The 22856-nt window shown below is 71.9% G+C and carries 21 protein-coding genes and 1 pseudogene; 8 read left to right on the plus strand and 14 right to left on the minus strand.

Annotated features, from left to right (window positions below; genetic code table 11):
* Nucleotides 1-57 precede the first annotated feature (57 nt).
* From DEJ02_RS07005 to DEJ02_RS07020, 4 genes are all read right to left on the minus strand, one after another.
* Nucleotides 58-1182, minus strand: coding sequence for a DUF917 domain-containing protein (locus tag DEJ02_RS07005; RefSeq protein ID WP_111032462.1), 1125 nt, complete (start codon nucleotides 1180-1182; stop codon nucleotides 58-60).
* A complete protein-coding gene (locus DEJ02_RS07010; protein ID WP_258378680.1) occupies nucleotides 1179-2321 on the minus strand; it encodes a DUF917 domain-containing protein in 1143 nt (380 codons plus the stop codon). The genes DEJ02_RS07005 and DEJ02_RS07010 overlap by 4 nt, the downstream gene beginning before the upstream one ends.
* Complete coding sequence (locus tag DEJ02_RS07015; protein ID WP_042538007.1) at nucleotides 2318-3874, minus strand: hydantoinase/oxoprolinase N-terminal domain-containing protein; 1557 nt, start codon at nucleotides 3872-3874, stop codon at nucleotides 2318-2320. The genes DEJ02_RS07010 and DEJ02_RS07015 overlap by 4 nt, the downstream gene beginning before the upstream one ends.
* Nucleotides 3875-4025: 151 nt before the next feature.
* Nucleotides 4026-5414, minus strand: a complete 1389-nt coding sequence (locus DEJ02_RS07020; protein WP_111022444.1) for a cytosine permease — start codon at nucleotides 5412-5414, stop codon at nucleotides 4026-4028.
* A 175-nt stretch (nucleotides 5415-5589) separates the two neighbouring features.
* Between DEJ02_RS07020 and nucS the strand changes: the two genes are divergently transcribed.
* From nucS to DEJ02_RS18635, 4 genes and pseudogenes are all read left to right on the plus strand, one after another.
* Entirely contained in the window at nucleotides 5590-6285 is a 696-nt protein-coding gene (gene nucS, locus DEJ02_RS07025; protein WP_017887754.1) for an endonuclease NucS, read from the plus strand.
* Nucleotides 6286-6401: 116 nt separating this feature from the next.
* Nucleotides 6402-7076 carry an HAD hydrolase-like protein gene (locus DEJ02_RS07030; protein ID WP_017887755.1) on the plus strand — a complete coding sequence of 225 codons (675 nt, stop codon included), beginning with the start codon at nucleotides 6402-6404 and terminating at the stop codon, nucleotides 7074-7076.
* On the plus strand, nucleotides 7073-8350 hold the full coding sequence (locus DEJ02_RS07035) for a CynX/NimT family MFS transporter (protein WP_111032463.1): 1278 nt from the start codon (nucleotides 7073-7075) through the stop codon (nucleotides 8348-8350). Before DEJ02_RS07030 ends, DEJ02_RS07035 begins: the two co-directional genes overlap by 4 nt.
* Nucleotides 8351-8664: 314 nt before the next feature.
* A pseudogene (locus tag DEJ02_RS18635) lies at nucleotides 8665-9210 on the plus strand (ArnT family glycosyltransferase); the annotation flags it as partial.
* A gap of 1353 nt (nucleotides 9211-10563) precedes the next feature.
* Here the strand turns inward: DEJ02_RS18635 and DEJ02_RS07045 are convergent.
* Nucleotides 10564-11397 carry an SDR family oxidoreductase gene (locus DEJ02_RS07045; protein ID WP_111032465.1) on the minus strand — a complete coding sequence of 278 codons (834 nt, stop codon included), beginning with the start codon at nucleotides 11395-11397 and terminating at the stop codon, nucleotides 10564-10566.
* 103 nt (nucleotides 11398-11500) lie between these two features.
* Complete coding sequence (locus DEJ02_RS07050; RefSeq protein WP_111032466.1) at nucleotides 11501-12142, minus strand: nucleoside/nucleotide kinase family protein; 642 nt, start codon at nucleotides 12140-12142, stop codon at nucleotides 11501-11503.
* A 54-nt stretch (nucleotides 12143-12196) separates the two neighbouring features.
* Between DEJ02_RS07050 and DEJ02_RS07055 the strand changes: the two genes are divergently transcribed.
* On the plus strand, nucleotides 12197-12565 hold the full coding sequence (locus DEJ02_RS07055) for a VOC family protein (RefSeq protein WP_181440291.1): 369 nt from the start codon (nucleotides 12197-12199) through the stop codon (nucleotides 12563-12565).
* A gap of 74 nt (nucleotides 12566-12639) precedes the next feature.
* Nucleotides 12640-12828 (plus strand): hypothetical protein, encoded by a 189-nt coding sequence (locus DEJ02_RS07060; RefSeq protein ID WP_111032467.1) that lies wholly within the window; start codon nucleotides 12640-12642, stop codon nucleotides 12826-12828.
* A gap of 25 nt (nucleotides 12829-12853) precedes the next feature.
* Here the strand turns inward: DEJ02_RS07060 and DEJ02_RS07065 are convergent, their stop codons facing one another.
* The 4 genes from DEJ02_RS07065 to DEJ02_RS07080 all read right to left on the minus strand — a co-directional run bounded on the left by DEJ02_RS07065 (nucleotide 12854) and on the right by DEJ02_RS07080 (nucleotide 16988).
* On the minus strand, nucleotides 12854-13294 hold the full coding sequence (locus tag DEJ02_RS07065) for an NUDIX hydrolase (RefSeq protein WP_027466986.1): 441 nt from the start codon (nucleotides 13292-13294) through the stop codon (nucleotides 12854-12856).
* A gap of 291 nt (nucleotides 13295-13585) precedes the next feature.
* Nucleotides 13586-14176, minus strand: coding sequence for a TetR/AcrR family transcriptional regulator (locus tag DEJ02_RS07070; protein ID WP_071404439.1), 591 nt, complete (start codon nucleotides 14174-14176; stop codon nucleotides 13586-13588).
* 77 nt (nucleotides 14177-14253) lie between these two features.
* Complete coding sequence (locus tag DEJ02_RS07075; RefSeq protein ID WP_111032534.1) at nucleotides 14254-15576, minus strand: carboxylesterase family protein; 1323 nt, start codon at nucleotides 15574-15576, stop codon at nucleotides 14254-14256.
* 113 nt (nucleotides 15577-15689) lie between these two features.
* A complete protein-coding gene (locus DEJ02_RS07080; RefSeq protein WP_111032468.1) occupies nucleotides 15690-16988 on the minus strand; it encodes an MFS transporter in 1299 nt (432 codons plus the stop codon).
* Nucleotides 16989-17203: 215 nt separating this feature from the next.
* On the opposite strand from DEJ02_RS07080, the gene DEJ02_RS07085 reads away from it, so the two are divergent.
* Entirely contained in the window at nucleotides 17204-18004 is an 801-nt protein-coding gene (locus tag DEJ02_RS07085; protein ID WP_181440292.1) for a sugar phosphate isomerase/epimerase, read from the plus strand.
* The gene (locus DEJ02_RS07090) at nucleotides 18001-19116 is read left to right on the plus strand and encodes a Gfo/Idh/MocA family protein (RefSeq protein ID WP_111032470.1); all 1116 of its coding nucleotides are present in this window, start codon (nucleotides 18001-18003) and stop codon (nucleotides 19114-19116) included. Before DEJ02_RS07085 ends, DEJ02_RS07090 begins: the two co-directional genes overlap by 4 nt.
* Nucleotides 19117-19227: 111 nt before the next feature.
* Here the strand turns inward: DEJ02_RS07090 and glgX are convergent, their stop codons facing one another.
* From glgX to DEJ02_RS07110, 4 genes are all read right to left on the minus strand, one after another.
* Nucleotides 19228-21246 (minus strand): glycogen debranching protein GlgX, encoded by a 2019-nt coding sequence (gene glgX, locus DEJ02_RS07095; RefSeq protein ID WP_111032471.1) that lies wholly within the window; start codon nucleotides 21244-21246, stop codon nucleotides 19228-19230.
* Between the two features lie 59 nt (nucleotides 21247-21305).
* Nucleotides 21306-21920, minus strand: coding sequence for a TetR/AcrR family transcriptional regulator (locus DEJ02_RS07100; RefSeq protein ID WP_111032472.1), 615 nt, complete (start codon nucleotides 21918-21920; stop codon nucleotides 21306-21308).
* Nucleotides 21921-22054: 134 nt separating this feature from the next.
* Nucleotides 22055-22591: a MarR family winged helix-turn-helix transcriptional regulator gene (locus DEJ02_RS07105; RefSeq protein WP_111032473.1), complete on the minus strand. Its 537-nt coding sequence runs from the start codon at nucleotides 22589-22591 to the stop codon at nucleotides 22055-22057.
* A gap of 18 nt (nucleotides 22592-22609) precedes the next feature.
* The gene (locus DEJ02_RS07110; protein ID WP_071248776.1) at nucleotides 22610-22792 is read right to left on the minus strand and encodes a hypothetical protein; all 183 of its coding nucleotides are present in this window, start codon (nucleotides 22790-22792) and stop codon (nucleotides 22610-22612) included.
* Between the last annotated feature and the right edge of the window lie 64 nt (nucleotides 22793-22856).

The following is a 22856-nucleotide window of genomic DNA, read 5'->3' on the forward strand; positions in this document are numbered from 1 at the left end:
TCTGCTGCCGTGGTCGGGTGCCTGGGCCGGGCGCCGGGGTCGGCGCGCGGCCGTTCGTCAGCCGACCGCCGGGGCGGTCGGGCGGACGTGCTCGTGCAGGTCCTCGACCGGGACGAACGGTTCGTCGAGCCCGAAGCACGACGGCCCGAACACGGCGAGCGCCTCCGGGGTCCGCATCAGGTCGGGGGTCGAGATCCCGATCACCCGCACGCGCTGCCCGAACCGCAGGCGTTCGGTGGTGATCGGCTCGGCGGTCTCGGCGTCGAGGACGCAGATCAGGTCGGGCACGACGGCGACGAGCTGACCGTCCCGCCGGGCGACGAGGTTCTCGTTCTGGAACCGGAGCTCGAGCTCGGAGCCGTCGGTCCCCTGCACGGTGGCACGACCGCGGGCGAACCCGTCGACCGTGCGGCGCTCGACGTCGACGACCTTGCCGTCGAACAGCTCGCGCAGGTGCGTGTAGATCGTCGCGCCGAGGGCCTCGGCGAGCGCGTCGATCGGGTCGCGGTGGGCTTCGCGGGCGACCCGGATGGCCCGACCGACGGCGAGTGCCAGGGAGAGCGTGCGTGGGACGGCGGTCTCCCGCACCTGGCGGCCGGACATGGCGTACTCGGCGATGTAGGCGACGCCGCCGAGCCGGATGGTGACCCCGCGGGCGAGCCACTCCATCTTCTTGTTGTCCGTGCCGGTCTCGATGATGACGCCGTGGCCGTTCTCGTCGCTGATCGCGAGCGGGCTGCCGGGGACGCCGTAGACCGAGAAGGTCTCCATCTGCAGCTCGGGGAACGCGCGGCCCATGCCGTCCGCGTCGACGACGGGCAGGCCGCCGGTGGCGCCGACGAGCAGCGGGATCATCGAGTTGATGCCGCCGCACTCGATGGGCATCGTCGCGGTCGCCGTCCGGCCCAGGTGGGCTTCGAGCCGACGGAGGGCGCCGAGGGGTTCCGGTCCGGCCGGGATGCGTTCGAGCACCACGGTCGGTGCGCCCATCTGCGCGGTGGGGATGACGAGGGCGTCGTCGGGCACCTCGGACGGGTCGAGGATCGTGACGGGGCCGTGCTGTTCGATCGCGGCACGGACCAGGAGCATCCCGATGGTGGGGTCGCCTCCGCCGCCGGTGCCGAGCAGCGCGGCGCCGCGGGCCAGGTCGGGCAGGTCGTCGACGTCGAGGATCCAGCTCATCGGTGCGCTCCCGTGTTCGTCTCGCCCGCGCTCGTGGTGCCGTCGTGGCGGACCGCGGGGGTGTCGTAGCCGAAGTACCGCGGGCCGGCCAGGCGCAGGCCGTCCGGGGAGTGCCAGCGCTCGTCGGCCGGTGCGGTGACGATCCGGACGCGGGCGCCGAAGCGCAGGGCCTCGGTGGTGATCGGCTCGCCGGTCTCGGCGTCCAAGGTGATGATGAGGTCGGGAGCCGTGGTGCGGACCTGGCCGGCCACCTCGACCAGCAGGTGCTCGTTCTGGAACCGGAGCACCGCCTCCAGGCCGGTGTCGCTGCCGGAACCGGCGATGCGGGCCGTGCCACGGGCGAACCCGGTGACGGTCTCGCGCTCGATGTCGGCGACCTTGCCCTCGAACACGACCGTGCCGCCGAGCACCTCGGTGACCGCCGTCACGGGGTCCGCGTTCTCGCTGCGTGCGCGGACCAGCGTCTCACCCAGCCGGACGCTCAGCGACAGGCTGCCGCGGACGAACGACTCCTTCACCTGCGCGCCGGACATGGCGTACTGCGCCGTGATCGCGGAACAGCCCATCTCGACCGTCGCCGTGCGGGCGAGCCGCTCCGCCCACCGGTTGTCGACCGTGTCGAAGACGACGGTGTTGCCCTTCTCGTCCGCCAGGGCCATCGGTGTCGCGCTGACCCCGGACAGGGTCGGCAGCACCATCTGCACCTCGGGGAAGGCGCGGCCCATGCCGTCGCCGTCGACCAGGGGCAGGCCGAGCTCGGCCGCGGCGACGATCGGGGTCGTCGAGTTCACGCCGCCGACCTCGATGCAGGCCAGGTGGGTCGGGGTCACGTTGAGGAACGCCGACAGGCTGCGGATGGCCTCGGCGAACTGGCCGGCGGACGGCAGCTTCTCGACCATCACCGTGGGGGCGCCGATCATCGCGACCGAGAGCACCACGGCGTCGTCGGGCAGGTCCTCGACCTGGACGATCTCGACCGGGCCGTGGGCGCGGACGGCGGCCTCGGCGAGCAGGCGGCCGATGTAGGGGTCACCGCCGCCGCCGGTGCCGAGGATCGCGGCGCCGCGGGCGAGGGCGGAGCAGTCGGCGCCGATGGCGGTGAGGAGGGGTGCTGTGGGGGCGGCTTGCGTGGCGCTCATCGGACCAGCGCCCCGAGTGCCAGGTCGCCGACGGCCTTGGCGCGGATCCGCGTCGCGTTGCCCGGCAGGTACGGGATCGGGACCTCGTCGAAGTCGACGATGTCCACCGAGCCGGGGTCGGCGCCGGCCGCGATGGCACGGTCGACCGCCTCTTGCCGGGCCTCGTCGACCACGGCGGACCGGCGGCCGTCGCTGATCGCGTAGACCTTGTCGACCTCGCCGCTGACCTGCGCGATCGCCGCACCGATGGCGTTGGCGACCGAGTAGTGCTCCGGGCGGTGCACGGTGCCGAGTCCGGGCAGGGTGTCCGGCAGCAGCACCGAGCCGCCGCCGACCGCCACGACGGGCAGCGGGTCGGACGAGGTGCGCATCCGCTCGACGATGTCGGCGACGCGCTCCGCGATGACGTCGAGCGCGCGGGCGGCGACCTCGGCCGGCACCCCGGCGACGAGCGACGGGTCCCCGATCGCGCCACGCCCGCCGCGGACGGCCACGTCGGTGGCGGTCAGGGTGGTGCCGCCGAAGACCAGGCCCTCCTCGGTCAGGCGGTACCCGACGGAGTCCGGCCCGACGACGCTGCCGTCCTCGCGGATGCGGGAGCCGCCGCCGATGCCGACGGACAGGACGTCGGGCATCCGGAAGTTCGTGCGGATGCCGGCGACGGCGACCTCGCCCGTGGCCTCACGCGGGAAGCCCGCGGTCAGGACGCCGACGTCGCTCGTCGTGCCGCCGACGTCGACGACCGCGCAGGTGTCGAAGCCGGACAGCACCGCTGCGCCGCGCATCGAGTTCGTCGGGCCCGAGGCGAACGTCGCGACCGGGTAGCGCCGGGCGTACTCGACGTCCATCAGGGTGCCGTCGTTCTGGCTCAGGAACAGCGGCGCGTCGATGCCGCTGCCCGTGACCGAACCGGACAGCCCGTCGACGATGCGGTCGGCGAGCTCGCGGAGCGCCGCGTTGATGATCGTCGCGTTCTCGCGCTCGAGCAGGCCGATGCGACCGATCTCGGACGACAGCGAGAACGCCACGTCCGGCCCGAGCTCGGCGGCCATGATCTCCTGCGCACGCTGCTCGAACTCGTCGTTGATCGGGGAGAACACCGACGAGATCGCGACGGAACGGATGCCCGCGGCCGCGATGGCACCGGCGTGCCGCTTGAGCTCCTCGGGGTCGAGCTCCGAGATGACGCGGCCGTCGAACTCGTGGCCGCCGTGGGCCAGGAACGGCTGTGCGTGCACGGCCGACACCAGGTGGGCGGGCCAGTCCGTGAACGGCGGCAGCGACGCCGTCGCCGGCAGGCCCAGGCGGACCGCGGCGGTCGGGGCGAGGCCGCGTGCCTCGACCAGGGCGTTGATGAAGTGGGTGGTGCCGATCATCACGCCGTCGATGTCCGTGGGGCCGAAGGCGTGCTGTTCGCGCAGACCGTCGAGCGCGGCGACGATGCCCGAGGTGACGTCGGGGGTGGTGGACCGCTTGACCGCCGCACGGACGGTGCTGCCGTCCATCAGGACGGCGTCCGTGTTGGTGCCGCCGACGTCGATGCCGATGCGCATGGGGGTTCCCTTCGGTGGTGCGGGTGCGGGTGCGGTGGTGCGGGTGCGGGGTGTTCGCGGGGTGGTGCTGGTTCGTGGAGTGGGGACCGGCCGCGCCGTCGCGCGGATCAGGGGTGCGGCGACGCGACCGGCCGTTCGGGGAGCGCCCGGGTCAGGCGGCGGGGGTGGCCGGTGCTTCGGCGACCGGGGCCTCGGTGGCAGCCGGCGCGGCCTCGGTCCGACTGACCCCGACGCCGCGGATCAGCCCGACCTTGCCGGCGACCACGTAGAGCACGAAGGCGATGACCACGGAGTTGATCGACGGGATGCCGACGGCGACGAAGTACCCGATGAGCGAGGCGACCGCCCAGATGACCAGGGTGGCCGGCACCCAGGTGGGCGAGGTCGCCGGGATGTTCTCGGCGTCGCTCAGCTCGCGGCGCCAGCGCTTCACGACGAAGTACTCCGCCACCATGATCCCGGCGATCGGCGGGAAGACGACCCCGAGCACGGACAGGAACGGTGTCAGGGCCCCGAGGAACCCGACCGCGGCGAGCACCGAGCCGACGACGCCCATCACGAGCGTCACGAGCCCGCGGTTCACCTGCTTGCCGAACACCGCGTCGATGAAGTTCGTGACGCCGAGGCTCGAGCTGTAGATGTTCCAGTCGTTGATCTTGAACGTGCCGAGCAGGATCACGAGGATGCCGACCCAGCCGACGCTTGACGTGATCACGCGGGTGATGTCCGCGGATCCGACGGCGTGGGCGAGCAGGACACCGGCCAGGCCGATGACGTACTCGCCGAGGGTCACACCGAGCAGCGTCTGCTTCACGACGTCGCCGACCGACCGGTTGAAGCGGGTCATGTCCGGCGTGATCACCGCACCGACGATGAACCCGCCCGCCACCAGGGTGGTGCCGGCCACGAAGCTCAGCTCCGGACCGGCCGGGGCACGCGCGGCGAGCTCGGCGATCGAGTGCCGGCTCAGCTCGACGATGACCGCCCAGCCGACGAGCACCAGGAACAGCGGCACGGTCACGTTCGCCAGCCACTGCATCGAGTGGAACCCGCGCAGGACGATCGCGGTGACGAGCAGCCCGAACACGAGCGACCACGCCCAGGCGGGCAGGATCGGCAGGATCGAGACGAGGCCGGCCGCCGAGACACCCGACTGGATGCCGAACCAGCCGATCAGGCTCAGCCCGATCGCCAGTCCGACCAGCGCCGAGCCGGCCTTGCCGAACCCGGTCCAGCGGGCGATGACCGAGGTGTTCAGGCCCTCCTTGACGCCGATGACGCCGACGAGGACCGAGACAATCTCCAGGATCACGGCGCCGAGGGTGATCGCCCAGAAGGCGTCCCAGAAGCTCATGCCGAAGCCGAGCGTCGCACCGAGCAGGAACTGGGACAGGGCCGAGATCTGCCCGAAGCGCTGCACGGCGACCTGGAACCAGCCGTAGCGCGCGGACATCGGGACTCGGCTGAGCGAGTAGTCGTCGACGGCGACCGACTCGGAACGGGGGGTTCGTGGTGCTGACACTGCGGTCTCGCTGGCCATCGTGGCTCCTCGGGGAGGGGTGTCGGCGTGGGCCGATCGGGGTGTCAGCCACGGTAGGACGGCTTCGGATTGCGGTACATGTGCAGAGCGTCGTTACGGGCATGTGAATCCGTGCGGGCTGCACAGGCTGCGCGCCTCGTCCGGCCGATCACACGACGCCGGTTAGGCTTCCGGGGTGCGTCTCGTCATCGCCCGGTGCTCCGTCGACTACGCGGGCCGGCTCTCAGCCCACCTGCCGCTCGCGACCCGCCTGCTCATGCTCAAGGCGGACGGCTCCCTGCTCGTGCACTCCGACGGCGGCAGCTACAAGCCGCTGAACTGGATGAGCCCGCCCTGCTCGATCGAGATCACCGAGCCGGACGAGGAACAGTCGGTCGCCGGCATCACCCAGGTGTGGACGGTGACGCAGAAGAAGACGCAGGACAAGCTCATCGTCTCCCTGTACGAGGTCGTGTCCGACGAGACCCACGACCTGGGCGTCGACCCGGGCCTGGTGAAGGACGGGGTCGAGGCGCACCTGCAGCAACTCCTGGCCGAGCAGATCGAGCTCCTCGGTGACGGCCACACCCTGGTCCGCCGCGAGTACATGACGGCGATCGGGCCGGTCGACATCCTGGCCCGTGACGACGCAGGGGCGAGCGTCGCTGTCGAGATGAAGCGCAACGCCAACATCGACGCGGTCGAGCAGCTCACCCGGTACCTCGAGCTCATGAACCGCGATCCGCACCTGCGCCCGGTGCAGGGCGTGCTGGCAGCGCAGACGGTGGCACCGCAGGCACGCACCCTCGCCGAGGACCGCGGTATCCGCGTCCTCGTGCTCGACTACGACGCGATGCGCGGCATCGAGGGCGGCCACACCCGCCTGTTCTGAGCCGCATCGGGCCGTCCGGCCGTCCGGCCGTCGGGCCTGGAGGCGCGGCTCGCCCCGCCCCGCCGCCGACGGATCCCGGATGGTCGCCGCCACGTCCCGGCTAGGGTGGACAGGACATGACCAGCCCGTTCTCCGCCATCCTGTTCGACCTCGACGGCACCATCAGCGACTCCGCGCCGGGCATCCTCGAGAGCCTGACGCACACCTTCCGCACCGTCGGCGTCCCGGTGCCGGACCGCGACACCCTGATGTCGTTCGTGGGCCCGCCGATCATGGACACGTTCCGGATCGCGATGGGCATGGACGACGAACTGGCCGACCGCACCCTCGCCGTCTACCGCGAGCACTACTTCTCGCACGGGGCGCTCGACTCCGCGATGTTCCCGGACATCGACGTCGTGCTGCGCACCCTGCACCAGGCGGGGCTGCCGATCTCGACGGCGACGAGCAAGCCGGAGACCCCGGCGACCTACATCCTCGAGCACTACGGGCTCACCGGGGACATCGACATCATCACCGGTGCGAGCGACGACGAGGTGCGGTCGAGCAAGGCCGACGTCGTCGAAGAGGCACTGCGACGCCTCGAGGCCCACGGCTTCGACACCAGCCGCCCGGTGCTGATCGGCGACCGGAAGCACGACGTCGAGGGCGCGACCGTGCACGGCGTCCCGGTCGTCTTCGCCGAGTGGGGCTACGGCTCCCCCGACGAGGCCGAGGGCACCATCGCCCGCGCCGCCACCCCGCTCGACCTGCTGCCGATCCTGCTGCCGTCCGCGACGCCGTCCGCATGAACGACGTCGCACGCCGGGGCCTCCGCGGCGCCGCCTGGCTGCTGCCGGCGGCCATCGTCCTGATCGCCCTGAACTTCCGCGGCCCGATCGTCGCGACCGCCCCGGTCATCGGGGACGTCCGCGCCGACCTCGGCCTGACCGCGACGATCGCCGGGCTGCTGACGACGATCCCGGTGCTGTGCTTCGCCCTCGCGACGCCGTTCGCCAGCTGGGTCATCGCGAAGGCCGACCCCGAGCGCGCGGTGTCCCTGTCGCTCGTCATCGTGCTCGTCGGCACCGTCGTGCGCTCGATGCCCTCGTCGGCGGCGCTGCTGATCGGCACCGCGGTCATCGGCATCGGCATCACGATCGGCAACGTGGTGATCCCGGTGGTCATCCGGCGGGACACCTCGCCGGAACGCGTCGGCCTGGTCACCGGCGTCTACACGTCGGCGCTCAACGTCGGGTCGATGATCACGTCGCTCGGCACCGCTCCCCTGGCCGCACTGTGGGGGTGGCCGGTCGCCATCGCGATCTGGGCGGTGTTCGCACTCATCGCCGCCGCTGCCTGGACCTACACGGTCGGTGCTCGCGCCGCCTGGCGACGTCCGCTGCCGTCCGAGCGGGACGAACCGCTGCCCGTCACCGGCCCGATCGACCAGGTGCTCGACACCGGGGCGATCCGGACCGCCCGCGCCGCCGAGGCCGCACGGGTCGCCGCCGCCGAACCGATCCGGCCGGCACGACGGCTCATCACCTGGGGCCTGACACTCGCCTTCGGTGGCCAGGCGTTCTCGTACTACGCCCTCACCGCGTGGATCCCGACGCTGCTGCACGACGAGATCGGCTTCTCGAAGGCGTCGTCGGGCGCGAGCTCGTCGGTGTTCCAGATCCTGGCCGTCGTCGGGGCGCTCGGTGTCCCGCTGCTCGCGACCCGGTGGCGTCCGGCGGCGATCATCGCCCTGGTCGGCACCCTGTGGCTGGCGATGCCCCTCGGGCTGCTGTTCGCCCCGCAGCTCTGGTTGCTGTGGTCCGTGCTCGGCGGCGCAGCCCAGGGCGGTGGCATCACCGTGATCTTCATCGTCATCGTGCGGATCGTCTCGAGCGACGCCGACGCCCGCCGGATGTCCGCGTTCGTGCAGGGCGGCGGGTACCTGCTCGGGTCGGCCGGGCCGCTCGTCGCCGGTGCCCTGCACGGTGCGACGGGGAACTGGACGGCACCGCTGCTCGTCGTGCTCGTCGCAGTGCTCACCCTCGGTGTCGTCGGGACGTTCGCCGCGCGACGGGTGTCCTGACCCCGAACCCGGACGCCGGCTGAGACCCCGCTCCGGCTCGACCCCCGAGGCGCTGACCGACGGGGGCCGCACCCGCACGACCCCTCAGCGCGCGGACCGGCTTCGGGGCCAGCTGGCGGCACGGTCCCGGCCGGTCGTCATCCCGGACGGCCAAGGTCCGGAGAGTGGACATCCGACGACCCGCCCGGTGGCGGGACCAGCCGCTCGCAGCACGGCTCACCCTGCTCGTGATCGCGGCCGGCATGACCGTGCTGCTCGCCTGGAACCTGGGCCGTGGCGGGGACTTCAGCTTCTACCAGGCGTCGGCGCGGTCGATGTCCGAGTCGTGGCCGGCGCTGTTCTCGGGCGCGTTCGACCCCTCCGCGACGGTGACGCTCGACAAGCTCAGCGGCTTCGCCGTCCCGCAGGCGCTGAGCATCCGGCTGTTCGGGCACTCCACCGCCGCGCTCGCGTTCCCGCAGGTCGTCGAGGGGCTCGTCACCCTGTGGGCCTGCTCCCTGGTCGGACTCCGCTGGGCCGGCGTCGGGACGGGCCTCGTCGCTGCCGCAGCAGCCGGATCGACGCCGGTCTTCGTGTCGATGTTCGCGCACCCGATGGAGGACGGCATGGTCACCGCCGCGCTGGCCGTCGCCCTGCTGTGCTGGCAGCACGCGGCACTGACCGGGCGCTGGTGGCCGCTCGTCACCGCGGGCCTGGCGGTCGGCGTCGGGTTCCAGGCGAAGATGGTGCAGGCCTGGTTCGTCCTGCCGGCGCTGCTGCTCGGCACCCTGCTGGCCTCGGCCCGACACGACGGCCGTCCCTTCCGCTTCGGCACCCGGGTGGTCCGTGCCGGGGTGCTCGGGATCGTCGCGGTCCTGGCGTCGGTGTCGTGGGTCACCGCGCTGGCGCTCACGCCGTCGGGTTCGCGGCCGTGGGCGGACGGCTCCACCGACGACAGTCCGCTCGCGATGGTGTTCGGGTACAACGGCATCGACCGGTTCCTGCCCGGCGCGGTGCCCGGGTCCGTCCGGTCGTTCACGGTGCCGTTCGGTCCGCACACCTGGCGCGGTGGTCCGGCCGGGTTCGGCAAGCTGCTCGGACCGCACCTGGCGTCACAGGTCGCCTGGCTCCTGCCCGCGGCGGTGTTCGGCGTGGTGGTCGCGGCCGTTGTGCTCGTCCGCCGCCGTGCGGAGCGACCCGGCACCCTCGGCTCCCCGTTCGGGCACGCCTTCGACACCCGCGCCGGAGCTGCCACCCTGGCCGTCCTGGTGGTCTGGTTCGCCACCGCGGCGGCCGTGCTCTCGGTGGCCGCGGTGCCGCACACCGCCTACGTCGCCGCGATCGGCGTGCAGCTCGCCCTGCTCGCAGCCCTCGGGTGGCGCGGTGCGGTCGGGCTCGTCCGGGCGCAGGCTCGAGGGCTCCGGGCGCTCCCGGTCGTCCTCGCCGTGGCGCAGCTCGGATGGGTGGTGTTCCTCGCTCGGGGCACCGCGATGCCGAGCGTGCTCGCCGTGCCCGCGATCACCGTCTCGACGGTCGCCGTCGTCGCGACGCTGGTGGCGGTGTGGCGGCGACCCCGCTGGGAGGCGACGCGCGGGCCGGACCGGCACCGGGCCTCCCGGACGGTCATCGCGCTGGCAGCCGGGCTCGCGCTCGTCGCCGGACCCGCCGCGTTCTCACTGCAGGCCCTCGACGCGACCCGCGACGGCAGCGGCGTCGACGCGTCGGTCGGGCCGTGGCCCGCGCGCTGGCCGATCCCGGTCGGCAGCCCGGACGTCTTCCACGTGTCGCGCCCGGACCCGTGGGGCGGGTCGACGCCCTACCCGCGTGCCCTCAGCCGGCTCGTCGCGACCGCGCGACGCCTGGAGGGGTACCGGCACGACGAACCGCTCTTCATGACGGACACGTGGCACATCTCCGCACCCGTGATCGACGCGACCGGGCTGCCAGTGCTGACGGACGGCGGGTTCTCGGGCACCGTGCCCGTCTTCACGACGCACCAGATCCGCCGGAGGATCGCCGACGGCCTGCGCGTCCTCGTCGTCGAGGCCCACGCGCCCCGCACCGACCCGGTCCTGCGCGCCGCACTGGCCGGGGGCTGCCGAGCACTCACCAGCGGCACCCGGCACGCACGCCTGCCGATGCAGCCGCGCCGGGCGGACGGCATCGCCTGGACCGTGTGGCACTGCGGGCTGCCCGGGCCGTCCGTCGGACCCGGTGCGCACCGCCACCACGGCTCAGCTCGCGGCGAGCACCTCGCGCAGGGACATCGGCGGACGCCCGGTGATGCGCTCGACATCACCGGACACGTGCGCGAGCGCCCCCTCGGCGATGGCCGTGTAGGTGCTCACCCAGGCGTCGGCCTGCCACGGCTCCGGGTTCCACTGCGCACGTGATGCGTACGCCTCGTCGAGGGTCTCCGGGTGGTAGCTGACCGTCCGGCCGCGGACCTCGGACACGATCGCCGCCGCCTGGGCCAGGGTGATCGCCTCGGGGCCGGTCAGCTCGTACGTCTGGTCACGGTGGGCATCCGGGTCGTGCAGCACCGCGGTCGCGACCCGGGCGACGTCGGCACGGGCCACCGCGGCCATGGCGCCGTCGCCGGCCGGCCCGCGGATCACGCCGTCCTCGCCGACCAGGTCCTCGACGAAGTCCAGGTAGAAGCTGTCGCGCAGGAACGTGAACGCCATCCCGCTCTCGCGGATCGCCTGCTCCGTCGCCCAGTGGTCGCGTCCGAGCGTGAAGGTCGCGTCGGGAGCCGCGCCGAGGAACGACGTGTAGACGACGTGCCGCACGCCCGCGTCGGCCGCCGCGGCGACGAACGCCCGGTGCTGGTCGAGGCGGTCCTGGGCCTCGGCCGCCGAGACCATGAGCAGGACCTCGACGCCCTCGAGCGCCGCTCGGCTCGCGTCGGCGTCGGCGAAGGTCGCGACGGCGACCTCGGTGCCGGGCAGTTCCGGCGCACGGGAGGCGTCGCGCACGAGCATCCGGAACGGCACGGCGTCCGCGGCGAGCGCCGCGCTCACGGCGCCCCCGATGTTGCCGGTCGCTCCGGTGATGGCGATGGTCATGGTCGCTCCTCGTGTCGGGGTCGGTGTCGGTGCGTCGTGGTGGTCGGGGTCACGTCGTTGTCGGGGTCGCCTGGTGGTCGTCGACGGTCGCGTTGGTCGGTGGTCACGTCCACACCGTCCTGGAGGCCCGGATCACCGTGGGCGCGACCCTCGCGGCGTTCACGCCGTCCACCTCCACCGCCCACGCCCGGGCGGCGTCGTGGTCGCGGCCGTGCCGCATGTGTCGTCCGACCAGGCGGTCGAGCCGCACGTCGTCGGCGACGGCGCAGAACCAGGTCTCGGTGAAGAGCGTCGGCAGCGCCGACCACGGTGCGGTGTCGTCGAGCAGGTAGTTGCCCTCGGACACCACGAGTCGGGCGGCGCGGGGTACCGCGATGCTGCCGGCCACGGGTTCGTCCACGCGACGGTCGAAGTCCGGCGCCCACACCACGTCCTCGTCGGCGGCGACGAGTCGGCGGACGAGCGCGACGTAGCCGTCGGCGTCGAAGGTGTCCGCCGCGCCCTTGCGGTCGTGCCGGCCGAGGGCGTCGAGCGCCGCGTTCGACAGGTGGAAGCCGTCCATCGGGACCTGCACAGCGGTGCCTGCACCCAGGCGGTCGTCGACGGCGGTGACGATGCGGCGGGCGAGCGTGGACTTGCCGGCGCCCGGTGCTCCGGCGATCCCGAGCACGGTGCGGCGGCTCGAACGGGCCAGTTCGACGGCGCGCTCGACGGCCTGGTCGACGGTCGTGCCGGAGTCGCTCACGGCTTCATCCTCGCAGAGCGCACCGACGCCGGGCCGCGGTGGTTCACTTGCCGCATGGTCGATGCGACGAAGGCGTTCAGCGGGTTCTCGGTGCGCGACGTGCCCGAGGCGAAGGCGTTCTACGAGGACGTCCTGGGGGTCGAGGTCACCGAGGACCACGGCATGCTCTTCCTGCAGCTCGGCGGTGGACACCAGGTGCTCGTCTACCCGAAGGGCCCGGGTCACGAACCGGCGGCCTTCACGGTGCTGAACTTCCCGGTGCCGGACATCGACGCCGCGGTCGACGAGCTCACCGCGAAGGGCGTCGTGTTCCTGCAGTACGAGGGGGTGACCGACGAGCGGGGTGTGAACCGGAAGGGCGGCCCGCTCATCGCCTGGTTCACCGACCCGTCGGGCAACGTCCTCAGCGTCATCGAGGAGTGAACATGTTGTATTCCGAAAGCTCGCGTCGGCGCTGCTGATCGTCCTACCGTCCTCTCACCGACGAGAGGACGGCCATGACGAAGGTGCTGGGACGGCAATGGACCCGCGGGGAACTCCTGGCGGAGCGGGCGAGGGTCCGCGCGGAGTGGAACCTGGACGAGCGGGAGTTCGCGCCGACCGAGCAGTGGCGGGACCTGTTCACGGACGAGTACCTCACGCAGAACTGGCTGGACAGCATCTCCGCCCTGCTGGGTGAGCGATGACCGAGCAGGCCGCGGGTTGACGCGGTCAGCGGGACAGGGCACCCGCCCAGCCGAGGGCGATCGGCACGAGCAGGCCGTGGCGGTGGTGCGGGAGCTCGGCGACGGGGATCCACCGCGACTCGTCGGTCGAGCCGTCGAGCTCGTGCCGCAGGGCTCCCCCGGTGATCGTCGCCCGGAACACCACCTGCACGGCCTTCATCGGGCGACCGTTGGCGTGGATGCGGCGTTCGGCGGGGACGATGTGGTGTCGGACCCCGAGCAGGGCACCGGCTTGGGCCTCGTACCCGGTCTCCTCGCGGATCTCACGCACGACGGCCTGCTCGACGGTCTCGTCGAACTCGACCCCGCCGCCCGGCAGCGTCCACGTGCCCGCGTCGGGGTGACGCAGCTTCGCCAGGAGCACGCGGTCACCGTCCGTGATCACGCCGTAGGCGGCGAGCCGGGTGTCGTAGTCCGTGTACTCCATGGGCCGACCATGCCAGGTGGGTGCACCGACGTCTGCCAGCCGCGCCGGGCCTCCAGGCCGTGGACCGGGGTGGTGCGGACGCTCCGCCAGCCCGCCACCGGTCACGACACCCCGCGGCCCGCACGCCGAGCGGTCACAGACCGTCGGCCCCGCCGCCCGCAGACGACGGAACGTGACCGCGCGACGCTGCACGTGCGGTGTGTCGCGACCACTCCCCGGGCCGGCAGGCGCGAGTCGCCGCCGCCATGGGCCTCCCGGCCAACCGGACCCGACGTGCGCGCCCGACCCGGATCAGGCGTCGACGCGTGCCGCCGCCCAGCCGACACGCATCCGGGCGACCGCCCGGTCGAAGGCGCTGAGCGGCTCCCCGTCGTCACGGATGACGGACTGCAGCTGGAGCCCCTCGTACAGCGCCATGAGCTGCTCGGCGGCGTGCCGGGGCGAGGCGCCACGGGACTCTCGGCCAGCGACGACGTCGCGGACCAGGGCGAGGGTGACGTCCTCGAACGCCCGCGTGTACTGCGTGCGGAACCACCCGGCGGCGGGGTGGTCGGGGTTCGAGGCGGCGCTGAGCACGGCGACCCGGAGGCGCACGAGGGCCGGATCCTCAACGCCCGCGGCGAGACGGGCACGCAGGTAGGCGACCGTGCCGTCCCGCTCCGCGATCGGCCAGAGCTCGCGTCGGCTGCCGTTGTTCCACTTGTCCATGACCGCGACCACCAGGAGTTCCCACATCGGGTACGCCCGGTGGAACTCGTCGGCCGTGACCCCGGCGTGCTCGGCGACCTCGTCGGGCCCGACACGGTGGAAGTCCCCGGCTCGGTAGGCACTGATCGCCCCGGCGACGATGCGTGCGCGGAGGTCGACGTCGGTCGTGGGCATGCTGACGATTGTGCGGGGCCGGTCAGCGGCCCGCGACCGCCAGTTCAGGGGGCGAGGCCTCCGTCGCCGGCTCCCGGTCAGCCGCGGTCGAATGTCAGCGTCTCGTCGTCAGGGGCCCGGACCTCGCCGGTGCGGGCGAAGTCGGCCCAGATCGCCCGGAACGCCCGGCCGCGGCGCTCGACCTCGGGCCAGTCGCGTTCGGGGACGAACCGGGTGCCGGCCCAGGCCTCGCGGCCACCGAGCAGCAGCGGCAGGTCGCTCATGTGCACGGCCCCGGTCGGGGCGCTCGTGACACCGCGGTGCAGTCGGTACGAGGTCGCCCGACCGCCGGCGCGTCGGTGCCGTTCGGTGAACCGTCGGGCATCGCGGCCGTAGATGACGTCGGACAGCGGACGCACGACCCACCACCGCAGGGCCGACCGCAGCACCCGTGACCGGGTGACCCGACGCAGGCCGGGCACGAGCGGCACGTACATGCCGGCCTCGTCCGAACCGGACCCGATCAGCACGTCGACGTCGGGGGCGACCCGGCTCCACGCGGCGTCGAGGTCACGCTCGGCGGGCAGCGGCGCGAAGCCGTACTGGGTGCCGAAGGGCATGCCGGCGGCGAGCCCGTACGGCGCGGCGGCCCGGGTGCCGAGTGCCTGACGGTCGAGCAGGTCCTCGAGCGGGGTGTCGGCGTGCACGGTGCCGACCGCCCGGACCATCGCGCGGTTCATCCGTGCCCGACGGCGGGACAGCCCGAGCGGAGCGCTCTGGATGATCGCACGGCGGAAGAGCCCTTCGGCGCCGGCACTGATCATCAGGTGCGCAGCTGCGTCCCCGCCGGCCGACTGCCCGAAGACGGTGACCAGGTCGGGGTCGCCGCCGAACGAAGCGATGTTCGCGTGCACCCAGCGCAGCGACTCGACCAGGTCGAGCAGCCCGAGGTTGGCCGGGATCGTCTCGCCGTCACCGAGGAACCCGAGCACGCCGAGCCGGAACGTGACCGACACCACGATCACGCGCTGCTCGGTCACCAGGTCGCGGGCGTCGTAGATCGGCAGGTCGCCGCCGCCGATGACGTACGAGCCACCGTGGATCCAGACCATCACGGGCAGCTGCTCGTCCGGCCGCACGTCGGCGGGCAGCGTGATCGAGAGCCGCTGGCAGTGCTCGTCGACCTCGATGCCCTGGATCGGGTTGAGCAGCAGGTCGACGAACTCCTCGTGCGGCTGCGGTGCGACCGGCGACGGGGTGGACGCGTGCAGCTCGCCATCGAACGGTGGCATCGGCTGCGGCGGGGCGAACCGTTCGGCCTGCGCGTACGGGATCCCGAGCGCCCGCACCACGTCGCCGTCGACCGCCCCGACGATGCGGCCTGCGGGGGTGTCGAACGGGGCAGGGGCGGCGACGAGCATGTGGATCACGCTATCGGGGCCGGCTGACGCAACCAGGCAGACGGACGGGAGGCCCGTGGCGGCGTCGCCACGGGCCTCCCGTCCTCCTCTTGTCGCGTTGCGCGACGGGGGCGCTACCGCACCCGCTTGATGGGGATCACGACGAGTGCGCCGATGAGGGCGATCGCCCCGGCGGCCCAGCACATGAGCTCGTAGTTGTCGGCGGCTCCGTCGGACCCGACCTTCAGGAAGAACAGGGCGATCGCCGGCGCGAGTGACTGCGGCAGCGCGTTCGCGATGTTGATGACACCGAGGTCCTTGCCGGGCCGGTCGGCGTTCGGCAGCACGTCGACGACGAGCGCCGTGTCGATGGCCGAGTAGATGCCGTAGGCGAAGCCCATGATGACCTCGGCGACGTAGAAGCCGGTGACCGTGTCGGCGTGCGCGAGCGCGACGAGCCCGACCGCGAACATCGCCGTCGACCCGCCGACGAACACCTTGCGGCGACCGAGCTTGTCCGACGCCCAGCCGGACAGGGCCGCGCTGACCAGCAGCGCGATCGTGTAGAGCAGGACGCCGAAGGCGACGGCGGCCGTGGCGTCCTTCGGCTTCTCGATGCCGATGTGCTCCTGCATGTAGAGCAGGCGGTACGTCGTGAACATGAACGTCGCGAGGATGATGAGGAAGCGCGACCACCAGGCGAACGCGAAGTCCGGGTTCTTGACCGGGTTCGTCCAGAACGACGCGACGAGGTTCAGGAACGTGAACTTCTTGAGCGTGTAGGTCGGCAGGTCGTCACGGGCGACGACAGCGTACACGGCGACCAGGATGATCGCCAGGATGCCGGGCGCGATGAACAGCACGGGCAGGTTCGCGACGAAGAAGACCGACAGGTAGGTGCCGGCGAGCACGGCGATGTTCTGCGCGAGCGCGATGATGCTCGAGGACCGGCCGCGCTGCAGCTGCGGCACGTTGTCGGCGAAGCTCGCGAGCAGGGTGGCGAGCGTGGCGTTCGCGGCGAGCTGGGCGAGCAGCCAGGCCAGCGTCAGGTTGAGGACGTCGGGCGAGTAGGCGATCCAGGCGAGGGCGATCGCGAAGACCACGACGCCGCTGAGCAGCCAGGGGCGACGACGGCCCCAGCGCGTGCGGGTGCGGTCGGACAGGGCACCCGCGAGGGGGTTCATGATGAGCGCACCGAACGCGCCGATCGGCAGCACCGAGCCGATGACGTTCGCGGCGTCGTCGCCGACCAGGGCCTGCGCCTTGAGCTGCATGCTCACGTAGACGGGCGCCATGAGCGCGACGAAGAGGCCGAACTGCCCGAGGAACAGGGCGATCTGGTAGCCGATGCCCACCTTGACCGTGCTGACGGGCTGGGTGATGCCCTCTTCCGGGTTGAGCAGTGCCGGGCTGCCGGGTTCGGGTGTGCTCATGACGCCTCCTTGAGTCGATGAAAACCTTGCCTGACAAGGTTTTTCCGACGCGAGCATACATCGACACGTGTTGTCCGCAACACCGGGGTCGTCACACGGGGCAGCAAAAACTACACACCGGGTGGTTTTTGGGGTAGCGTCGTCATCGATCTCGCCGCGGAGCATCGCTCCTCGACGGGCCGCGACACCCAGACAGGATCGAAGGAGCCTCTGCAATGCCCACCACTTCTGTGCAGCTGTACTCGCTGCGCGACGCCATCGCCGAAGACCTCGACAAGGCCATCGCCCGTGTCGCCGAGATCGGGTACGAGAACGTCGAGCCCTACGCGTTCGTCGAGCGCGCCACCGACCTCGAGCGTGCGTTCGCGGCCACCGGCCTCAAGGCTCCGTCCGGCCACGTCGCCGTGATCGACGCCGAGGACACCGCGCCGATCTGGGACGCCGCCGAGCGCCTCGGCATCCGCACCGTCATCGACCCGTTCATCCCGACCGACCGCTGGCAGACCGCCGACGACGTCGCGAAGATCGCCGAGCGCGTCAACGAGCTGACCGCCGAGGCCGCCGGCCGTGGCCTGCAGTTCGGGTACCACAACCACCAGTGGGAGTTCACGAACAAGGTCGACGGCCGCACCGTCTACGACCTGTTCGTGTCGCAGCTGTCGCCGGAGACCGTCCTCGAGGTCGACACCTTCTGGGCGACCGTCGGTGGCGCCGACGCCCCTGCCGTGCTCAAGGGCCTGGGCGACCGCGTCGTCGCGATCCACGTCAAGGACGGCAAGGTCGACGGTGACATCCGCACCGCGCTGCCCTCGTCCGAGAGCGCCCTCATCGTGCCCGAGGCACTGCAGCGCGCCTTCGAGAACCAGACGCCGGCCGGTCAGGGCGACGTCGACGTGACCGCCATCCTCGGCGCCGCACCGCAGGCGATCCGCGTGGTCGAGTTCGACGCGTACAAGGGCGACGTCTTCGAGGGCATCACCGAGTCCCTCACCTGGCTCAAGGACAACGACAAGTGAGCCGTGTCGGGATCGGCATCATCGGTGCCGGCAACATCTCCACCCAGTACCTCGAGAACCTGACCAAGTTCGCCGACGTCGAGGTCCGCTTCGTCGCCGACGTGCTGCTCGACCGCGCTGCTGCCCAGGCGGCAGAGTACGGCGTCGCCTCGTCGGGATCGGTCGAGGAACTCCTCGCCCGCGACGACATCTCGATCGTGATCAACCTGACGATCCCGGCCGCACACGCCGAGGTCGACCAGCAGATCATCGACGCCGGCAAGCACGTCTGGAGCGAGAAGCCGATCGCGACCGACCACGCGTCGGCCGCCGCGGTGCTCGAGTCGGCGAAGGCCAAGGGCCTGCGCGTCGCGACCGCTCCGGACACCGTGCTCGGCGCGGGCATCCAGACGGCGCTCCGGGCCATCGCCCGCGGTGACATCGGCGAGCCGCTGTCCGCGACGACGCTGTTCCACGTCCCCGGACCCGAGGCGTGGCACCCGAACCCGGACTTCCTGTTCGCCACCGGTGCCGGCCCCCTGTTCGACATGGGTCCGTACTACGTGACGACCCTGGTGCACGCGTTCGGCACCGCCTCGCGCGTGCAGGCCGTCTCGTCGAAGTCGCTCGACCGTCGCACGATCGCGTCCGGCCCCCGCGCCGGCGAGACGTTCCCGGTCGAGGTCCCGACGCACCACGCTGCCCTGATCGAGTTCGCCGGCGGGCAGTCCGCCCAGTCGACGTTCTCGTTCCAGCACGCCCTGCCGCGCATGGGCTTCGTCGAGATCAACGGCACGCTCGGCACGATCTCGCTGCCGGACCCGAACACGTTCGAGGGCTCGTCGCAGCTCTGGCGCTACGGCCAGGAAGAGCCCGAGACGCTCGAAGCGGTCGGCTCCACCTGGGGCCGTGGCACCGGTGTCGTCGAGCTCGCCCGCGCCATCGCGGAGGACCGCCCCGAGCGTGCCTCCGGCGCCGTCGCGCTGCACGTGCTCGACGTGCTGCTCGGCATCCGTGACGCGGCCGAGTCGGGTTCCGCCGTCGACATCACGTCGACCGTGGACGCGGTCCCGCCGCTGCCCGAGGACTTCGACCCCGCGGCAGCCGTGCTGACCGCGGGCGCGAACGCCTAGGAGCGCCGCGAGCACCACGCGCACCACTTCGTGAGCAGGAATGGTCGGGTCCCGAACGGGAACCCGACCATTTCTGCTCACCAAGCGAAACCGCGCCCGCGAGCTCGCGCCTCAGACCAGCGCGGTGAAGGACGCGTCGCGCACGAGCAGCGTCGCCGCGTCGCCCACCACGGCCTGGTCGGGGTCGCTCGACAGCCCGAGGGACCAGCTGCCCCCACCCGGACGCTCCGGCAGCGTGAACTCCACCGTGGTGTCCGACGCGTTCAGCAGCACGGCCACGGTGTCGTCGCCCTGGTGGAGCACGAGCGTCACGGCCCGGTTGCCGCCGTCCGCCCAGTCGCCGTCCTCGAACCCGGCGGCGTCGGCACGGAGCACGGTCACCGTCGACGCCGAGTCACCCGGTGCGGTGCGGAACCACTCCGGACGCAGCGCCTGGTGCTGCCGACGGAACGCGATGGCCGCCGTGGTGAAGGCGAGCAGGTCCTGGTCGGCCGCGGCCCAGTCGAACCACGAGATCTCGTCGTCCTGGCAGTACGCGTTGTTGTTGCCGCCCTGCGACCGGGCGAGCTCGTCGCCACCCAGGATCATCGGCACGCCGGCGGAGAGCAGCAGGGTGCCGAGGAAGTTGCGGCGCTGCCGGTCGCGGTAGTCGTTCACCGCGCCGTCGTCGGTCGGGCCCTCGATGCCGCCGTTGAACGAGGTGTTGTCGCTCTCACCGTCGTTGTTGTCCTCGCCGTTCGCCTCGTTGTGCTTGTCGGCGTACATCGTCAGGTCGGCCAGGGTGAAACCGTCGTGGGCGGTCACGAAGTCGATCGAGCACAGCGGGGAACGCCGCGAGCCCTCGTAGACGTCGGGGCTGCCGAGGACCCGCTGGACGGCGTCGCCGAGCGCACCCTCGTCGCCGCGCCAGAACGCGCGCAGGTCGTCGCGGTACTTGCCGTTCCACTCGGACCAGTCGGCCGGGAACCCGCCGACCTGGTAGCCGGCGGTGTCCCACGGCTCGGCGATCATCTTGACCTCGCGCAGCACGGGGTCCTGGTGGATGATGTCGAGGAACGCGGAGTGCTTCTCGGCCTCGCCGTCCTGGCGGGTGAGCGTCGTGGCCAGGTCGAACCGGAAGCCGTCGACGTGCATCTCCTCGACCCAGTAGCGGAGCGAGTCCATGATGAGTCCGAGGGCCGCCGGGTGCCCGACGTTCAGGCTGTTGCCGGTGCCGGTGGTGTCGAAGTAGTTCGCCTCGTCACCCTCGACCAGCCGGTAGTACGACTGGTTGTCGATCCCCTTGAACGACAGCGTCGGGCCCATGTGGTTGCCCTCGGCGGTGTGGTTGTAGACGACGTCCATGATGACCTCGAGCCCCGCGGCGTGCAGGGCCTTCACCATCGCCTTGAACTCGGCGACCTGCTGCCCGGCGGTGCCGGAGGACGAGTACTCGTCGTGCGGCGCGAAGAAGCCGATGCTGTTGTAGCCCCAGTAGTTGCGGAGGCCCTTGTCGAGGAGCGTCGAGTCCTGCACGAACTGGTGCGTCGGCAGCAGCTCGACCGCGGTGACCCCGAGGTCCGTCAGGTGCTTGATCGCCGCCGGGTGGGCCATGCCGGCGTAGGTGCCGCGGATCTCCTCGGGGACGTCCGGGTGCTGCTTCGTGAAGCCCTTGACGTGCACCTCGTACACGACGGTGTCGGCGAGCGGGGTCCGCAGCAGGGTGTCACCGTCCCAGTCGAAGGACCGGTCGGCGACGACGGACTTGGGCATCGCGCTGGCCGAGTCGGTCTCGTCGATCTGCTCGGGCTCGTTCATGTCGTGACCGAAGAGCGCCTGGCCCCACTCGTAGGTGCCGTCGATCGCGGTGGCGTAGGGGTCGAGCAGGAGCTTCGCGCCGTTGTGACGCAGGCCGTTCGCCGGGTCCCACGCACCGTGCACGCGGAAGCCGTAGCGGGTGCCGACCCTCACGCCGGGGACGACGTCGTGGAAGGTGTAGCCGGTGCGGTTGCGGAGCTCGGTGCGGTGCTCGGTGCCGTCGTCGTCGAAGGTGCAGAACTCGACCCGCTCGGCGGTGCTCGAGAACAGGGCGACGTTGGCGCCCCCGTCGACGAGCGTGACGCCGAGCGGGGTGCGCGTGGAAGTGGTCATGCTGCCCTTCTACCGGCCGGTCGCTGTGCCACCGGCGGTCTGGGCGTACCCCTGGCCGCTCAGCGCACCGGCGGGACGAGCTGCTCGAGCAGCCGCAGCACCCGCTCGCCGTCGACGGCGTCGGGGTCGAGCAGCCACTGGACCTGCAGCCCGTCGGATGCCGCGATGCTCAGGCTCGCCAGGTCGACCGGGTCCAGGTCGGCGCGGATCCGGCCACTCGCCTGGTCCGCCTCGATCAGTTCGGCGAGTTCGGCGCGCAGGCGGGCGAAGCGTTCGCGCATGAAGTCGCGTGTGGCCGGGTGGCCCTCCTGCACGGCGTCGGCCGCGAGGGTCGTGTACAGCTGCACCAGCCCCGGCACGGCCCGGTTGCGCGATGCGCTCTCGCGCATGTCGCCGATCGCCGACTTCATCCGGTCGGGCGCGCCCTGCTCGCGGACCTCGTGCTCCCGGTAGACGGCGAGCAGCAGTTCGTCGCGGCTCGGGAAGTAGTGGCGGAGTGCCGCGTGCGTGATCCCGAGGGCCTCGGCCACCGAGCGGAGCGACGATGCGTCGACCCCCTGCTCCGCGACCATGCGGATCATCTCGTCGAGGATCTGCGTGCGCCGCTCGGCGCCCTTGCGGTACCCGCCGCGGCGCGGCTGGACCGCGTCGGCATCGTCCGCGGGGTGGGTCATGCACCCAACTTACCGCTGGAAGGTTTTCTCGCCACCGTCCGGACTGGAGGCCCGTGGCGGGCGCACCACGGGCCTCCAGTCCGTATCGGGGTCGCGTCGCAGCCGCCGGGTCGCGTCAGCCGGGCGCGCTCGCGTCAGTCCTGGTCGTCGACCGTGTACTCGTCGACCGGCGCGGGCGCGCCCGCGGCGAGCGCGTCGACGATCTTCGTGAGCGAGTCGGCGAGGACGGCGTTGTCCGTGTCGGGAAGTTGCTCGAGCACCTCGACGACGGCCGCGTGGAAGCGCGCGTACGAGGCGTCGATCTTCTCGGCGGCCTGGTCGGTCGGGGCGAGCACCTGCGCACGACGGTCGGTGGGGTGCGCCGTGCGGGACAGCAGGCCCTTCTGCACGAGCCCGTCGACGATCTTGGTGACCGAGGCGTTCGAGACGGCGAGCATCACGGCGAGGTCCTTCGGCCCCATCGTGCGGCCGTCCCGGTGTGCCTGGAGCATGTACCGGACGGCGAGGAACTCGTTCTTCGACAGGCCGCTCTCGATGCGGGCGGACTCGATCTGCTGGTCCTCGGCGTGCTGCAGGCGGAGCAGCGCGTCGACGGCGGTCTTCGCGACCCCGGACTCGGGTTCGCGGGCGTAGAGGTGGACGTGCTCTCGACGGACGACGGTCAACGGCATGGGGTCATGCGCTCCTTGCTAAACGGCAGGCGTGCTGAAGAAGTCCGCGTAGGACGGTTCGGAACGACCGGCGAGCAGCGAGGGGTCCTGGATGCGACGCTCGACGTACGCGTCGATGATCGCCGGGTCGGTGAGACCGACGCGGGTGTGGCTGCCACCGATCCGTGCCGTCCGAGGCATCCCGGAGTACGTGCTGTGCATGTCGTGTCCCGCCCTTCTTGCTTGCCGTGTGTCCCCTGCGGACGGCTGAACTCTTTCACAAAGT

Source organism: Curtobacterium sp. MCLR17_042, assembly GCF_003234695.1.
Taxonomy (GTDB): Bacteria; Actinomycetota; Actinomycetes; order Actinomycetales; family Microbacteriaceae; genus Curtobacterium; species Curtobacterium flaccumfaciens.

Excerpts from the sequence above, each read along its gene's own strand:
- DEJ02_RS07005 (WP_111032462.1), bottom strand. The coding sequence starts at position 1,182 with ATGAGCTGGATCCTCGACGTCGACGACCTGCCCGACCTGGCCCGCGGC.
- DEJ02_RS07010 (WP_258378680.1), bottom strand. The coding sequence starts at position 2,321 with ATGAGCGCCACGCAAGCCGCCCCCACAGCACCCCTCCTCACCGCCATC.
- DEJ02_RS07015 (WP_042538007.1), bottom strand. The coding sequence starts at position 3,874 with ATGCGCATCGGCATCGACGTCGGCGGCACCAACACGGACGCCGTCCTG.
- DEJ02_RS07020 (WP_111022444.1), bottom strand. The coding sequence starts at position 5,414 with ATGGCCAGCGAGACCGCAGTGTCAGCACCACGAACCCCCCGTTCCGAG.
- DEJ02_RS07030 (WP_017887755.1), top strand. The coding sequence starts at position 6,402 with ATGACCAGCCCGTTCTCCGCCATCCTGTTCGACCTCGACGGCACCATC.
- DEJ02_RS07035 (WP_111032463.1), top strand. The coding sequence starts at position 7,073 with ATGAACGACGTCGCACGCCGGGGCCTCCGCGGCGCCGCCTGGCTGCTG.
- DEJ02_RS07045 (WP_111032465.1), bottom strand. The coding sequence starts at position 11,397 with ATGACCATCGCCATCACCGGAGCGACCGGCAACATCGGGGGCGCCGTG.
- DEJ02_RS07055 (WP_181440291.1), top strand. The coding sequence starts at position 12,197 with ATGGTCGATGCGACGAAGGCGTTCAGCGGGTTCTCGGTGCGCGACGTG.
- DEJ02_RS07060 (WP_111032467.1), top strand. The coding sequence starts at position 12,640 with ATGACGAAGGTGCTGGGACGGCAATGGACCCGCGGGGAACTCCTGGCG.
- DEJ02_RS07065 (WP_027466986.1), bottom strand. The coding sequence starts at position 13,294 with ATGGAGTACACGGACTACGACACCCGGCTCGCCGCCTACGGCGTGATC.
- DEJ02_RS07070 (WP_071404439.1), bottom strand. The coding sequence starts at position 14,176 with ATGCCCACGACCGACGTCGACCTCCGCGCACGCATCGTCGCCGGGGCG.
- DEJ02_RS07075 (WP_111032534.1), bottom strand. The coding sequence starts at position 15,576 with ATGCTCGTCGCCGCCCCTGCCCCGTTCGACACCCCCGCAGGCCGCATC.
- DEJ02_RS07080 (WP_111032468.1), bottom strand. The coding sequence starts at position 16,988 with ATGAGCACACCCGAACCCGGCAGCCCGGCACTGCTCAACCCGGAAGAG.
- DEJ02_RS07085 (WP_181440292.1), top strand. The coding sequence starts at position 17,204 with ATGCCCACCACTTCTGTGCAGCTGTACTCGCTGCGCGACGCCATCGCC.
- glgX (WP_111032471.1), bottom strand. The coding sequence starts at position 21,246 with ATGACCACTTCCACGCGCACCCCGCTCGGCGTCACGCTCGTCGACGGG.
- DEJ02_RS07100 (WP_111032472.1), bottom strand. The coding sequence starts at position 21,920 with ATGACCCACCCCGCGGACGATGCCGACGCGGTCCAGCCGCGCCGCGGC.
- DEJ02_RS07105 (WP_111032473.1), bottom strand. The coding sequence starts at position 22,591 with ATGCCGTTGACCGTCGTCCGTCGAGAGCACGTCCACCTCTACGCCCGC.
- DEJ02_RS07110 (WP_071248776.1), bottom strand. The coding sequence starts at position 22,792 with ATGCACAGCACGTACTCCGGGATGCCTCGGACGGCACGGATCGGTGGC.